A 14,452-nucleotide genomic window follows, 5' to 3' on the forward strand; every position below is an offset into this window, starting at 1 on the left:
GTCGGGCGCCTGAGGGACGCGAGGCGAGATGTTGTCTCTTGAGCCTAGTTCAACTGGCCGAGCCGGACGAGGTTGGCGAACTCCTCGTTCGATTCCACCAGTTCGGCCATGGTGCCGCGTGCCGCGATCCTTCCCTGCGAGAAGAAGAGGATCTGGTCGGCATGCTTGACGGTGGACAGCCGATGGGCGACGACCACGATCGTGACCTTCCCATGGAGGCCCTTGAGGGTCTGCGTGATCCGGGACTCTGTTTCGTTATCGAGCGCCGACGTTGCCTCGTCGAGGATCAGCACTTGTGGCTGACGATAGAGCGCACGCGCAATGCCGATGCGTTGCCTCTGTCCGCCCGAGAGGCGAAGCCCCTGCTGGCCGAGGAGGCTGTGGATCCCCTCAGGCATGTCCGCGACGAAGTCGTCGAGCTGGGCTAGGTGGAGAGCCTCTCGAACGCGCCCATCATCTATCTCACCCTCCTCGAAACCGAAGGCGACGTTTTCGCGGATGGATCTCGGCATGGCGAAGACGTCCTGAGCCACCATTCCGAGCTGCTGCCACCACGCAATGGGGTGATCGTGGATGCTTACTCCGTCGACGGTCATCGATCCTTGATCCGGAGTGAAGAGGGCCAGCAGCATGTCCACGAATGTGGTCTTGCCTGCGCCGCTGGAGCCGACCAAGGCCACGGTGTGGCCTTTCGGAATCACGCCGGAGACTCGGTCCAGAACGGGTTCATCCGCATCGGGGAACGTGAATGTGACCTGGTCGAACACGATATCGGCCATGGGAAATGAGTGAGTATCACTGCCCGCTTGAGTCGGCCGCGGTTCCAGCCGCAGGGTTCGGATCTCGTGTGTGAGAGCGCGCAGACTAGGAAGCGCGGTGCGGATGCGCCCCAGGGTAGCTACAGCTCGGTTGAGAGAAGGAACAATCCGCAACGAACCGACTGCGAAGACTCCCAGAAACGCGAATGCTTCCTCCTGGCTTGACGTGAGGAAGAGGAACCCGGCAACAACCATGATGCCAAGGATCATGAGGAGTTCAAGAACCAATCGCGGCACCTCGCCCAGCACGCCCACGCTGCGGTTGGCCACACTGGCGTCGTATCTTGTGGAGGCGTAGTCCCGTGAGAAACGAGCGCTCGCGTTGGCGATGCGCGCCTCTTTGAATCCGTCGATCGCAGGCTGCAGGAAGAACCAACTCTTGACGTTCGCGACACGGGCTGTCTCACCGAGCCTGAGTTGAGCCCTCTTCAAGACAGCTTGAAGAACCCATGCTGCTCCGCCGAAGAACACCAGGGCCACCAAGGTTGCGTTTGGGGAGACCATGAGCAAGGCGGCCATGACCGCGAACGCTGAGAAGATGTCGACGGCGAGGAGAATCACATCGCCTGCAGTGGCGAAAGCCCCTGGCACGTAGCCCGTCATTGTCTGGTAGATGTCGTCCCGTTTGCGTTGACGGTGCGACACCCATGGTGACGTTGTGTACAGCGTTAGCATTGAATAGCTGGCATCTGACGTCGCCCTCGCGACGACCCCTAGGTTCCACCATCTGAAGGCCATAGCTCCCAGATTCTTCAGCAGGATCGTGACGACTACGGCGACGAGGATAGTGATGAGCAATCCTTGCTGGTCCCGAAGGCCGGTGACGTTACCGATCCAACGCAGAACCGCTGAGTCTTCGGGAGTCATGCCACTGATGACCTGCATGAGTGGCAGTGTGATGACGACCGCTACGAGGTCGAAGGCTGCGATCGCCAGGGATCCAATCAGGATGCCAAGTAGCTTGGGGCGCATCCTCCAAGGTACGAGAGTGAACGCGAGGCGCAGGTCTGCTAGGACTTCACGAATCTCGCGCACTGGCCCTCCCCCCGTGTCGGGCGGGGTCGTCACAACAGCACTGCGGGGTATGTCGTCGCGTCATCGGAAGTCCTTGAGGTCTGATCGGAGCTTCGGTCGAGCATGCGGTGATCACTGGCGCCACCCCTCCGTCGCCTAGCCGTCCTGGTAGCCGATGGTAGTACGACCTATGGCAACCCCTCACGCCGGCGAGTCTGACTGCGGCGCGGGTAGCCCATGGGCCCGCAGTTGTCTGGTGAAAGCGATCCACATGTTGTCGTAGTCGTGGTTCGTGCGGACGTGGATGCCCGCGGCCGCCGCGAGGGCCTCTCGGCGGGTTCGGTTCGCAAGGAGGGAGGCTAGTGCCTCACCCCAGCCGTTGGAGTCCCCGGGAGAGATTAGGACGGCATTGTCTTCTGAGAAGTACTCCTTGAGTGGGGTCGTCCCAGTAACAGCGAGAGCAGCGCCCGCCGCTGCGGCGTCCAGAGCCACAGATTGACCAGTGGGATAGGCAAGTTCTCGGGTTGGGACGGCCACGATCTTTGACCGGCGCATCATGTGGCGATAGCGATCGTAGGGAACCACCCCATGAACTCTCACGTTCGACGGGACTTGGAGGCCCTCGAGATTCCTGGGGCTGCACAGAAGGTCCACGGTGACGGGGAGCCTGCTAATGCCCGCGAAGAAGGTCTCGTAGTCTCGCCCCGCGTCGAACCCGGCCGCGAGAACATCAATGTCTCGTTCCAACTCCGGCCCCGCGAACAGTCCGGGCGCGCAGCCGAAGGGGATGGGGGCTACCTGGTCCTCCCGAAAGCCCGCATCGACCAAGATATCCACTTGATTGCGGCTCAACGGCAGCAAGAGATCCGCCCCGCCATACTGGCGCACAAGGCGTTGTCGACCCTCCGGGGGAGCTTGACGGATCCATTCGCTCAGCCAGCAAGTGATCATGACCATGGGGTGATCGCCGTAGGGTGGAACACGGCGTCGACGCATTGAGGCGGCGAAGCGACTGGATGGTTCAAGGAGCCCGAGTGTGAGGTCTGTACCAAACGCGAGTGGCGCGCTCCTCAACGGTAGATCAAGCAGGATTCCGCTTCGGTGTTCAACGACGTCCCGCGCCTTCTTCGCGTAACGATTCCGGAGCGGCGGCACGCCGGAAGGCGCGAAGCCAAAGCGAGGTAGGCGGTCGACCCCGTAAGGCCCTTGGCGATGATCGCCGCCGAGGATGAGCACCTTGACATCGTGGTTGGGTCGTCGTCCAGACCGGGTCACTATGAAGCCCCCATCCTGGGTTGCCGTCGAAGACACGATCGAGCTCGATGGACCATTTCATGCATGCTAGCCGACCGCCCACCTGACCGTGGGGCGACCGAGTCGCGCGCCCGCCCTCCAGAACGGATGCGTAGGGACTGCTGCATGAATAGGTGACATCCAATGTGTGGGGCCGTGAGGTCCTGCTGGAAGGATGTAGACCATGCCCAAAGCCCATCCCAAGGAGTTCCGAGACGACGTGGTTGCGGTGGCCCGTCGCGGCGAGTCCCCGCTCTCCCAGATCGCCAAGGACTTCGGCATCAGCGAGTCCTGTCTGCGCAACTGGCTCGCCAAGGCCGACGTCGCAGACGGTCACCGGCCGGGAGTCACCGGCGCTGAGGCAGCGGAGTTGCGGGAGTTGAAGCGCCGCAACCGGCTGCTGGAGCAGGAGAACGAGGTCCTGCGCAGGGCGGCTGCGTATCTGTCGCAGGCGAACCTGCCGGGAAAATGATGTACCCGCTCGTGCGTGAGCTGGCCGCCGACGGGATCCCCGTCACGGTCACGTGTCGGGTCCTCAAGCTCGCCCGCCAGCCCTACTACCGCTGGCTGAGCGCACCGGTCAGCTACCGTGAACTCGACGACGCCTATCTAGCCAACGCCCTGTTCGACGCTCACCGCGACGACCCGGAGTTCGGGTATCGCCTCCTGGCAGACGAGGTCCGCAGCCTGGGCCACCAGCGCTGTGACCGGACGGTGTGGCGGATCTGCGCGGCGAACCGGTGGTGGTCTGCGTTCGGGAAGAAGCGCGGCGCAAGCGGCAAGAAACCCGGCCCTCCCGCCCACGACGACCTGATCGAACGCAAGTTCACCGCTGCCAAGCCGAACCAGCTGTGGCTGACCGACATCACCGAACACCACACCGGTGAAGGGAAGATCTACCTGTGCGCCATCAAGGACGTGTTCTCCAACCGCATCGTCGGCTACTCCATCAGTGACCGGATGCAGGCCCGGCTCGCGGTCGACGCCCTGAACATGGCAGTCGCACGGCGCGGTGACGTCGCCGGCTGCATCGTCCATTCCGACCGCGGGTCTCAATCTCGGTCCCGCAGGTTCCTCGCCACGATCCGACACCATGGCTTGGCAGGGTCGATGGGACAGGTCGGGTCCGCCGGTGACAACGCCGCAATGGAATCGTTCTTCGCTCTGCTGCAGAAGAACGTGCTGAACCGACGAAGGTGGGCCACCCGGCAAGACCTCAGGCTGGAGATCATCACCTGGATCGAACGGACCTACCACCGCCGCCGCAGACAAACCCGACTCGCCCGGTTGACCCCCATCGAATACGAGACCATCATGACCACAACGGCCCTCCAGGCCGCCTAACCCAACCTGTCACCAAGACGTGCAGCAGTCCCGTACTATCTCAGCATGTCGATTCGCTCAAGGCTGTTGGACGTCGCGCGACAAATGAAGCATGTCGGTTTCGTCGCAGCCAAGCGAGGCAAGATCGCTGCTCGCTCCGTCAAGTTCGGAGCCGCGACGGTGGCGGCTGGGCCTTACTCCAAGACCCGCCCCTATGCGTTCAAGCGGGAGCGCTATCGGCGGACCTTCCTCTTCCGTGAGCCACCTCAGTTAAATCACCCCAGCGAACTGCCCCGGCGCATCCTGGTGGCCTGGACTGGCGCGAATCAATTGACACCTAACCGGGCACGGAACCTCGCACGGATGAGGGAGACTGTTGGCCTCCCGGTCGAGCTGGTCACCCCCGACAACCTCCGCGACTGGGTGGTGGACGGACACCCAATTCATCCCGCCTACGAGCATCTGTCCCTCGTCCATCGGTCGGACTACCTTCAGGCCTACCTCATGCATCATCACGGCGGTGGCTACTCAGGTATCAAGGCCCCGCTGCACTCATGGGGAGAGGCCTACCGGCGGGCCGCCGCCGATCCCGACGCGTGGCTCACCGGCTACACGGAGTTGACCGCAGCGTCAGTCGTCCGATTAGCAGGCCCTCTTGGCTTCGATGTTGCGATGCATCATCCGCGCCTCGTTGGTCTGGGCGCGATGTTCGTCCGTTCCTACACGCCGCTGACGGCCGAGTGGCTCCGTGAGGTGGAGCGCCGGATGGACTACTACGGCCCTCAAGCAGCCGAGTACCCGGGCGGTATCCGTGGTGAGCCTCAGGGCTATCCGGTTTCCTGGACCCGACTGCTGGGAGGCGTGCTTCACCCGCTCCAGTTGAAATACCTGTCACACGTGAGACAGGACGACGACCTGCTTCTCGATTTCCAGGACTATCAGTAGCCATGCAGGAAGCGTTGCCAAGAAGCATCATCTTCGTCGTCGAAAACCTCACTCGACCCGGCGGGGTACCGACTGCGGTCACCGCAGTGGGTTCAGAGTTCGAGCGTCTCAACATTCCCGTGTCCTACGTGGTCCTGGATCATGTGGATGACGAGTTCGAAAGACGCTTCAACGTGTTCCAACCGAGGAGGTTGCGGCGTTTCACCACGGAGATGGATGGATACGAACTCTCGAAGTGGTATCTGCGTGCTCCCAGGCACGCGATCACGCCTTTGTGGCGAGCGGGTGTCAAGGTCGCGATGAAACGCTTCATGGCGCGAATGGGCGACGGAGGGCTGCTCATCGCGGCGAGCCCACGAGCTCTTGAGTTCGCAAGCGTGGCCGCGCCCAGGACTGCGGTGAGGGTGCTTCAGATGCACTCGTCGTTCACCTCGTGCGCCGCGGGCTTACAGGCCGAGGTCTTGTCGCAGCTTCCGAATGTCGATTTTGTGCATGTATTGGACGCTGAGAGCCGTGACCAGCTTGCCAGAGGAGCTGAACCCATCCTCATTCCGAATGCCTCACCCCCGATTCAGGTTGGAAGTCCGGAGAAGCGCGTCGTCTATCTGGGCAGGCTCTCGGAGGAGAAGCAGATCCCGCACATTGTCGAGGCGTTTCGTCGCGCTGGGCGCCGAGACTGGTCACTGCACATCCATGGGTCGGGCCCGGAGCGACGGAAACTGCAAGCCCTGGTGACCAATGAGCCCAACATCTTCTTGGAGGGACTAACAGACAATCCGACAGCGGTGCTGCAATCCGCGGGGATACTTGCGCTGGCGTCGAAGTTCGAGGGCTACCCAATGGTGGTTCTCGAGGCGGCCTCCTGCGGCGTGCCGACCGTTTCCTATGACTGCCCAGGAGGGATTCGGGAAGCAGTGGGCGAGGGCGGTCTCCTCGTGGAGTTGGGCGACGTGGACCAGTTGGCGGAAGCGCTGCGAAGGGTGATGGATGATGGGAGCCTGAGGGCCGAGCTGTCGGTGGCTGCGCTTCGCAACGCTGCCGCGACCTCGGGCGCCGTTGTCGTGGAGCAGTGGATTGCTGCATATCGCGAAGCCCTGAGAAGGAGAGCAGTGGATGGAGCCGCTTGACTCGGGTGCGGTCAGCCAATTCACGTGCAGTGGGTTGGTGGGGGCCGCCGAGGTGAGCCTTTCCTAGAGCAACTCATTCATCGCTCTGCGGAACGCATCCATGCCGTGGTGCTGGGCCACCTCCTGCGCCAAGGCGTCGGCTTCTTCTTGAGCAGCGACAGGATCTTTGAAGATTCTGACCAAGCGATCGGCGAACTCGGCTGAGTCGTGGCTCACGAGCTTCGTGTGCTCGAGTCCCTGTACACCCTCGGCACCTACTGGCGTGGTCACGAGGGGAACTCGGTGCAGGATCGCTTCCACAGTCTTGAACTTCACCCCTGCTCCTAGCAGAAGCGGGACTATGGCGGCGGATGCTCGCGCGTAGGAAGGTGTGAGGTCGGGGACGAAGCCATCAATGGTGACGGACCGGCCCGCCCACTGGGTGCGAAGCTCTTCCGGCATGCGCCCCACGAGGTGGACAGTGGGGTAGAAGCCAGCCCTGTTCACAAGGGGGAGCACACGGTCCAGAAACCAGTCCAGCCCGTTTATGTCCTCTTGCCTCCACCCGGCGACCATGAGGACCCTTAGGGCATCGCAGTCTCGTGCTGGCTGCGTGGGGGCGGTAATCGCGGGCGGAACCACAGCGATGCGAGCCTTGCCCCTGGGCAGCAGGGCGGCATCCTTCGTGCTGAGCACCACGGCGACGTCACTCGTGGCGACGGCCCAGCGCTCGCTCAGCCGCGCGACCGACCGGACCGCACGGAGTTTGAGTTTCTCACGGAGCCCTTTGGCCTGCGAGAGCTTTCGTTCGACACTCTGGGAGACGACATCATGGAAGACGCTGACGATCCTGGCATCAGGTGCCAGTCTCCTGATTGTCCTCGCCTGGCCAGCCATCTCTTGCCATTCGAGGACCACCACGTCCGCTTCGGAGAGCCAAGCGACGGCCCGCCGATCACGTTTGAGATCCGCGGCAATTGCGGGATCCGCGAGCCCAGGAAAAGTACGGCGGATACGGTTGCTCACAATCTGGACGAGCTTGCTCCGATGAGATGGCTGGAGCACGTGAGTCTCGCACAGAGCAGCAGGGAGATCCTCTCTCGCCGACCTCCCCGGCAGCAGCAGGCACTTCACCTCGAACTCGCCTTGCCAGTGCTGCGCTCTCGCCGACAGGTAGTTTTGGCCGGCGTTGCCTGTGTGAGTGCGCGGTACGGCCTGCGTGATCATCAGCAGCCGGCGCGTTGGGGAGTTGATCGGGTGACCAGTGGTCATCGGATCCCTCTCACGGCGTGATTGCGCGGCGGATCATCCCCAGCCGCTTCCGTAATGGGAGGCTCTGGGCTTTGCGGGCGACGTGGGTCGTGTGCTCGATCACGACTCGTTTATCAATGGCAGTCTCGCTCCCAAGTTGCTCATGTGTGTGCGACACCCTCTCAACGAAGCCATCCCATCCGTAGCGTTCGCCAACGAAGTTGGTGGCCGCCTGCACCTTGGACGCGATCGAAGCCTCATCTCGTTCGATCGCCCGCAGGGTGTCGAGGAACTTGAGCGTCGCTTCCGTTAGGTGACCGTCCGGCAGAGGCACACCCCAATCGTCGGTCAAGAACTCGCGCCCGCCATCCCCCGGGAACCCGATCACCAAGGTACCGGCGGCCATCGCTTCGATGCCGGGGAGCCCAAGACCCTCAGCCATGCCGCCATGCAAGAAGACCTTGGACGCGCCCAAGGCCGCCGCGACCCCCTCGGTAGACACGCCGTCGATGGGGAGGTAGGACCAGCCCTCAAACTCCGGAGCTCGCTTTGCCGCATTGATCAGAGCGTTGAGCTCTGTTCCCCGCCGCCTCGGCATGTACGCGATGATCCGATCACGTTCGGTGAAAGGAATGTCCTGTTCCAGGAAGACTTCATCCACGTAAAGGCGAAGGGGGAGCAGAGGGGTGCGGACTTTGATCATCTTAAGGTATTCGTGGATGGCTTCAGAAGTAGCCATGACCGCCACCGCGTCCGGCCATCCCGGGTAGGGCGCCTGAATGTCCGGGTAATCGGCATGGATTCCGATCGTGAAGTAGTGGCCCTGGTTGATCACGATGACGGGCAGGCCTTCGAGCGCTTTTCGGGTCTCGGGAGGCGCCACTTCGGCTACGACGATCCTGTCTCCCGGCTGTAACGTCAGTCGGTTGGCACATATCGCTTCCGGGTGGGACGCACTTGCGCTGTGCCAGACACGGGCCTCTAGGCCGCTCTCTCTGAGAGCCCGTGCGATGCCGTACATGATCCTGATGCCGCCCGTGGCGGATGCTCGATCGGGGGCCATGAAGTACGTCGCCATCAGCCCAGCCGCCCTCGGCGCTGCAGGCGCCAGATGACCGTCGTCAGCCCCGACTTTCGTGCCCAAGGACCCACGAACTGCCTGATGCGGGACCGCCATTTCGGCCTGTGCCAGTAGGAAGCGCCGTCGATGGTGGTGAGGTAGTCGAACCAGTCAGGTGCGGAGTCGTAGCCGATGCCCCACCAACCGTCATCCGGGGCCTTGAGGCGGTATGGCCACTGGTCCTCAAAGGTGACGCCGCCGTGGTTTCCCATCTTCGTCATGCCTCGCGGCCACAGATGGCTCTTGTAGCGGGAGATGAAGAGGCGGGGATCGGTTCCCTGGCCCCTGGCGACGAGCAACGAGACAGCCGCACCACAGTTCCGGTGGTCGGAGTGGTAGTCGTGTGTCGAAGTCGCTCTGAGATGGGTGGTGGCATCAGGCATCGCGAACCGCACCACCAGCTCCATGACTCCTGAGACGGTGCTTCCCCCGTCCGGCTGGCGTTCAGGGAGGGGAGGAAGGATGGGGTTCCCTCCGAGTTGCCGTACGCCAGCCTCGAACTCACGGTCCCGTGCGGCCGAGAACTCCTGCTGATCAGGGATCCGTCCCAGGGACTCGGCCGTCAGTCCAGTGCGTGCAGGGTCCTCCTTGCCATCGGTGACGAGGATCACGTCGACGGTGAAGCCATCGGCGACGTCGGCCTTAATAGCGGCACCGAGTGTGAGCATCTCGTCGTCTTGGTGGGGGACCACGAACAGCGCACGAAGGCCGGAGGTACCCGAGTTCCGTCTCATCCCTTCCTCCTATTCTGTCAGCGCTGTCGTAGGTCATGGCGTGCGCATGCCAGCTCTGATCTCCATGTGGATCCTATTCGGCTCTGATCGTCCAGCGGGGGACCTATGCCGGTGGTGGAGTCAGGCGCGACGAATATTGCCTAGTCAGGATCTTTCCGGACGGCGACTGCCCTCGGCGTCAGGAGGGATGACTCAATGCGGCCTGGAAGTCGGGGTGGCGCTCGAGGGCGTACGACACCATCAAGGCGGCACCCACCGCGGTCACGTGGTTCGCATCGGAGTAGAGGGGCTCGCCGTCTTGGGCACGGCGACACACGTTTGCGTCGCAGAGCGCCCCGTGCACCTCCACCACCTTCGCACCCTCAATGTCCCGGAGGACGCCGTTCAGGTCCTCCCTGATCGCGGACTCTCGCGGCGCGAAGTAATCGCGGTCCCACTCACACACAATCCCGGGGACAGCCAGCGAGAAGCGGTGGGTGCAGCTGAACATGTCGAGGGGCCACAATGGGTTGTCGTCCAGAACAAACACTGGGCGGCCAAGCTTCGACATGCCTTCGACGGTCAACCGCATCCCGGCCTCCTCGTCCTCTGAGAGGCCCCGGCCGTCTCGCCCCAGATTACGGCTGTAGACGACGGCCCGGATATTCGGCTGACGCGCCACGTAGTCGACGACGGCTTGCGCTCCAGCGCTGGAGCCGAACGGCTTGGGGGACCGCACGCTGATGATCTCGAGGTTGAGGTCGGGAAAGGCGTCGGTCAACGCGGGTAGCAGGTGCTCCGCATGGCTGTCCCCGGCAAGTAGGACGGTTGGTGCACCCGTCCGCGTGGTCCCGCAGAGGCCGTTCGCGAGCTGCAGCATGAGCGGGTCGCGGCACGGAATGAGCCCGGCATCCGCCGTCGCCTCTGCTGGAGTCAGTGGGTCCTTCGCGCTGGCCTCATCCAGACCGAAAGCGGGCGTCAGGATCTGCGCGAAAACGAGCCACGCCGCCATGGCGGCGGCCGTGGGTGGGAGCAGGATGGCTGCCACCACCCTGCTGACCTGACGGACGCCCCTGACCTGGAGGTGCCGGAACGGTTCCTCCACGTACCGGTAACTGAGGTGCGCCGGAATGACGGACACCGCGGCCGCCGCGATGGGCGCCATGCTGGAGAAGGGCCAGATGGCCTTCGCCACCACGATGAACGGCCAATGCCACAGGTAGAGGGAGTACGACCAGTCGCCGATGGCAACCATGGGTTTCGTGGACAGGACCCCGGAGACGATGTTCGGGCCTCCCTGGCCTGCAACGATCAGCAGAAGGGTCGCCACGACAGGAACCAGAGTCCACTTGCCTGGGAACGGCGTTTCAGGGGTGATCGCGATCAGGCCCCACAGCATCAGCCCGAGACCGACAAGGCCTAACAGCGGGTAGAGAATCCGGGGCAGCTGTCGAACGTGGGCGATGACGAGAGCCAGAAGGCAGCCTGCGAGGAACTCCCAGGCTCGGGTCACCGGGCCGTAGTAGCCGAGGGGAAACACGGTGCCCACGCGGATCGAGGCGAGGGAGCCTATTGCGAGAAGCCCCAGAATCGAGAAGGGGACGAGCCAGCCACACCGCTTGCCGATCTTGGAGCCCAGGGCGAGCGTGAAGAGCATGAGCGCTGGTAGGACCAGGTAGAACTGCTCCTCCACCGCCAGCGACCAGGTATGCAGCATCGCGTTTCGCTCTGCCGCGGTCCCGAAGTAGTCACCGGTGCCGGCCGCGATCACCCAGTTCGCGACTCCGAACGTGGCGCCCAGCGCGGTCTTGAACGTTGTCTCCTGCGGCCCCAGTGGAGACAGGAACAGCAGGGCCAGGAGCACCGTGGCGATGCTGGTGACCGCCAAGGCCGGTGCGAGCCGTTTGATCCGGCGGATGTAGAAGCGGCGGAAGGAGATGGTTCCAGTGGTGGCATGCTCCCGCAGCAGCATCAGCGTGATGATGAAACCGGAGAGGACGAAGAAGACATCGACGCCGATGAAGCCACCGCTCAACCCGAGCCCCGCGTGTCCGGCCATGACCGCAAGCACGGCGATTGCGCGCAGGCCTTGGAGGTCCCGAAGGCGGGCACGCGTCGGCTGGCTGTTGGGTGGGCTCGACATGGTCCCTGATCCTAACGGGACGGGCTCGGAGTGCTGTGCCAGGGTGCTACCCATGGCGGGGGCCCGCGACTGTGGTGGCCGCTCTCCTGGTGGCACACGGGGGAGCGAAGAGCCAGGGCAAGCCGCGCGTCACCTGTTCGAGCACCAAAGGCCCGGCGATTCCTGCCGCAGTGCCGAGGGCCAGATGGGTTGCCGGGTCGACGATGCCGATGCGGACCAGCGCGACGCGGGTGCCGGCCGTGAAGATGACGTGGGACAGGTAGATCTGATGGGAAAGGCGCCCGGGATAGCCAAGGACGCCCCCCGACGTCTGAAGCCGAGCCAGGAGGATAGACGCGGCTAGCGTGGCCGCTAACGCGCCCAGCACACCGGCCACGCCGGCCAACACCGACACGAGTCCCCGGTCGGGGTCGATGATGGTTGGGACTGTCACCCACGGCACGGATGCCGCCGATAACCACACCACTCCGCCGGCCGCAAAGATCACCACCAAGGCCGAGGATCGGGACGTTGCCGCCCATTGGGTGAACCGTTCGAACGTCACCAAGGCTCCGAGAACGAACCAAGCAACGAGCGGCAACACCCTCGTGAAGGCGTACTGGCCTTCCCATCCCCAGAACGCCACACTTGCAAGCACTGTGAGGGTCACGGCGACTAGACGAAGCCGTCCACCGCGGAACTTGTCAAGGTGGGTGGGGCCAGTGGGAGTTAGGCGGCTGCTGGGGGCGGGGCTTCGGGCTGGTTGATCCAGACGGTCTGGGGGAGGTTGAGGATCTTCGGGTCGGTGGTGGTGGTGAAGCGTTCGGGGTGGCTGGTGCGGGCCTCGGCCAGGGTCGCGGATCGTCGGGCTTGGGTGGCGCTGGCGAGGCCGTAGTGGACGTCGGCGGGGGTGTGCAGGCCGATGCCGGCGTGCTGGTGGGCGTGGTTGTACCAGTCGACGAATTCGGTGAGGAAGGCGCGGGCGTCTCCGAGGGTGCCGAACCGGTCGGGGAACGCGGGGGCGTACTTGAGGGTCTTGAACCAGGCTTCGGAGTAGGGGTTGTCGTTGGACACGTGGGGGCGGGAGTGGGAGCGGGTGACGTGCAGGTCGGCGAGCAGGGTCGCGACGGTCTTGGAGGTGCCGCGGTCGGCGTGGACGCCGTGGACGCCGAAGACTTCTTTGATCATTTCCTCGGCCAGGGGTCCGGACTCGTGGGTGTGGACGTGGGCGCCAACGATGTAGCGGGAGTAGATGTCGATCATCACGTAGGCGTCGAAGTAGGAGCCCTTGACCGGCCCGTGGAGCTTGGTGATGTCCCACGAGTACACCTGCGCTGGGCCGGTTGCGGTCAGCTCCGGTCGGGCCCGGGCGGGGTGGCGGGCTTGGCGGCGGCGTTCCTTGACCTGGGCGTTCGCGGCCAGGATCCGGTACATCGTGGCTGGTGAACACAGGTATTGGCCGCGTGCCAGGAGGGTGGCGTAGACCGCGGTCGGGGATTGGTCGACGAACTCTGCCGTGTTGAGGACCTCCAGGACATGTTCCCGCTCTGCCTTGCTCAACGCGTTCACCGGAGCTGTCGGCTCCCGGATCAGCAGGGTCGGATGGTCGTGGCGGCGGGTGGCGGTGGAACGAGGGACGCCGGTGAGGGTGGCTGCGTCGCGGGTCGTGGTCCCCGCAGCGATCAGGTCGTCGTAGGCGCCCATCAGGACGTGCTGCGCGGCTTCTCGGTCTCCGCGCTCTCGGAGATGTCCTCCAAGAGCGCGTGTGCTTTTCCCATGATGTCCAGGGCCGTCTTGGTGCGGGCCAGGCGTCGTTGCGCCAGGTCGAGCTCGCGGCGGAGCCGGGCGATCTCGGTCTGGTCCTTGCTGGGCCGTCCAACCTTCTGGCCGGGTGCTTTGCCTTCCAAGATCCCGGCGTCACGGAGCCGTCGCCACTCGGTCATGTGTGAGGAGTACAGGCCCTCGGCACGCAGGTAGGCGCCACCCTGGCCTTGCTGCGATGCGGCGTCGTAGGCGGCCAGATGGGACAACTTCTCGGCCGGGGTGAACACCCGCCGCCGGGTCGGGCCACCCGCACGAGGGCCGGGTACAGAATCGGTCATCACCCCATCATCGGTGGTGACAGCCGGTCGGGAAGACAGTGTCGAAATGCTCATGGTTGGACGATCCTTGATCTAGCCCTGTCGAGCGGACTTGCTATGAACCGCTGGCCTCACCCAACCCTGACAGACAGGGCCGCGCCACGGCGCGAGGACCACGACCACAACGGTCGCCAACATGAGGAGCGGCAGGAACCACAGTGGGCCCAGGGGTGTCCAGATGCTCAGCACCTCCACCCAGGTCACGGGGACGTTCTTGACCGACGATGTCAAGACCTCTGCCGTGCCCTCGATGAGGGTCCAGAGCAGGAACAGGTATAGGAGCAAGGAGAGTCGTTCGCGGAGGTAGCGCGCCTGCCCGTCGCGCTCGACGGGGCGCGGCATGAGGAGCCCCGTCGCGAAGGCAAAGACCGGGAGGTGCAGAAGGTAGAGCGCCCGATCCATGAAAGCCCAGACCGGCTGCGCCGGGTCAGCGAGCCCAGCGGCGAATAGCCCTCGTAACGCGTGCCCGACGACCACCCCGATGATCGCGAGCCCGCGCGCCACGTCGAGGGAGCGATCCCGCGTCGCCCGTGGGCCCGGCTCGCGCCGAACTACGGTGCCGGTTGAGTCATCCGATCCTGTCAAAGCCTCACCCTCAAAGCCCCC

12 protein-coding genes are annotated in these 14,452 nt (G+C 64.0%); 3 read left to right on the top strand and 9 right to left on the bottom strand.

The window, feature by feature from the left end:
• Positions 1-44: 44 nt before the first annotated feature.
• Positions 45-1,853 (bottom strand): ABC transporter ATP-binding protein, encoded by a 1,809-nt coding sequence (locus H5399_RS18555; protein WP_182783173.1) that lies wholly within the window; start codon positions 1,851-1,853, stop codon positions 45-47.
• Positions 1,854-2,033: 180 nt separating this feature from the next.
• Complete coding sequence (locus H5399_RS11370) at positions 2,034-2,669, bottom strand: glycosyltransferase (protein ID WP_182783174.1); 636 nt, start codon at positions 2,667-2,669, stop codon at positions 2,034-2,036.
• Positions 2,670-3,309: 640 nt separating this feature from the next.
• Here H5399_RS11370 and H5399_RS11375 point away from each other — a divergent pair.
• From H5399_RS11375 to H5399_RS11385, 3 genes are all read left to right on the top strand, one after another.
• Positions 3,310-4,469, top strand: a protein-coding gene (locus H5399_RS11375) for an IS3 family transposase (protein ID WP_182783175.1) whose coding sequence is annotated in 2 segments (ribosomal slippage) — positions 3,310-3,588 and positions 3,591-4,469 — 1,158 coding nt in all. Because the reading frame shifts where the segments join, the coding sequence is not laid out codon by codon here.
• A 45-nt stretch (positions 4,470-4,514) separates the two neighbouring features.
• Positions 4,515-5,393, top strand: a complete 879-nt coding sequence (locus tag H5399_RS11380) for a hypothetical protein (protein WP_182783176.1) — start codon at positions 4,515-4,517, stop codon at positions 5,391-5,393.
• A 2-nt stretch (positions 5,394-5,395) separates the two neighbouring features.
• Positions 5,396-6,520: a glycosyltransferase gene (locus tag H5399_RS11385; protein WP_182783177.1), complete on the top strand. Its 1,125-nt coding sequence runs from the start codon at positions 5,396-5,398 to the stop codon at positions 6,518-6,520.
• 63 nt (positions 6,521-6,583) lie between these two features.
• Here H5399_RS11385 and H5399_RS11390 read toward each other — a convergent pair whose 3' ends face one another.
• The 7 genes from H5399_RS11390 to H5399_RS11420 all read right to left on the bottom strand — a co-directional run bounded on the left by H5399_RS11390 (position 6,584) and on the right by H5399_RS11420 (position 14,431).
• The gene (locus tag H5399_RS11390; RefSeq protein ID WP_182783178.1) at positions 6,584-7,771 is read right to left on the bottom strand and encodes a glycosyltransferase; all 1,188 of its coding nucleotides are present in this window, start codon (positions 7,769-7,771) and stop codon (positions 6,584-6,586) included.
• 10 nt (positions 7,772-7,781) lie between these two features.
• On the bottom strand, positions 7,782-8,828 hold the full coding sequence (locus H5399_RS11395; RefSeq protein WP_182783179.1) for a glycosyltransferase: 1,047 nt from the start codon (positions 8,826-8,828) through the stop codon (positions 7,782-7,784).
• Positions 8,828-9,604, bottom strand: coding sequence for a PIG-L family deacetylase (locus H5399_RS11400; RefSeq protein ID WP_182783180.1), 777 nt, complete (start codon positions 9,602-9,604; stop codon positions 8,828-8,830). The genes H5399_RS11395 and H5399_RS11400 overlap by 1 nt, the downstream gene beginning before the upstream one ends.
• Positions 9,605-9,782: 178 nt before the next feature.
• Positions 9,783-11,726, bottom strand: a complete 1,944-nt coding sequence (locus tag H5399_RS11405; protein WP_182783181.1) for an acyltransferase family protein — start codon at positions 11,724-11,726, stop codon at positions 9,783-9,785.
• Positions 11,727-11,772: 46 nt separating this feature from the next.
• Positions 11,773-12,270, bottom strand: coding sequence for a hypothetical protein (locus tag H5399_RS11410; RefSeq protein ID WP_182783182.1), 498 nt, complete (start codon positions 12,268-12,270; stop codon positions 11,773-11,775).
• Positions 12,271-12,434: 164 nt separating this feature from the next.
• Positions 12,435-13,807 (bottom strand): integrase core domain-containing protein gene (locus H5399_RS11415; protein WP_370585757.1). Its coding sequence is split into 2 segments: positions 12,435-13,441 and positions 13,441-13,807, totalling 1,374 coding nucleotides; codons are not numbered across the junction.
• Positions 13,808-13,879: 72 nt separating this feature from the next.
• Positions 13,880-14,431, bottom strand: a complete 552-nt coding sequence (locus H5399_RS11420) for an acyltransferase (RefSeq protein WP_182783183.1) — start codon at positions 14,429-14,431, stop codon at positions 13,880-13,882.
• Between the last annotated feature and the right edge of the window lie 21 nt (positions 14,432-14,452).

It is taken from the genome of Tessaracoccus sp. MC1627, from assembly GCF_014164725.1.
GTDB lineage: Bacteria > Actinomycetota > Actinomycetes > Propionibacteriales > Propionibacteriaceae > Arachnia.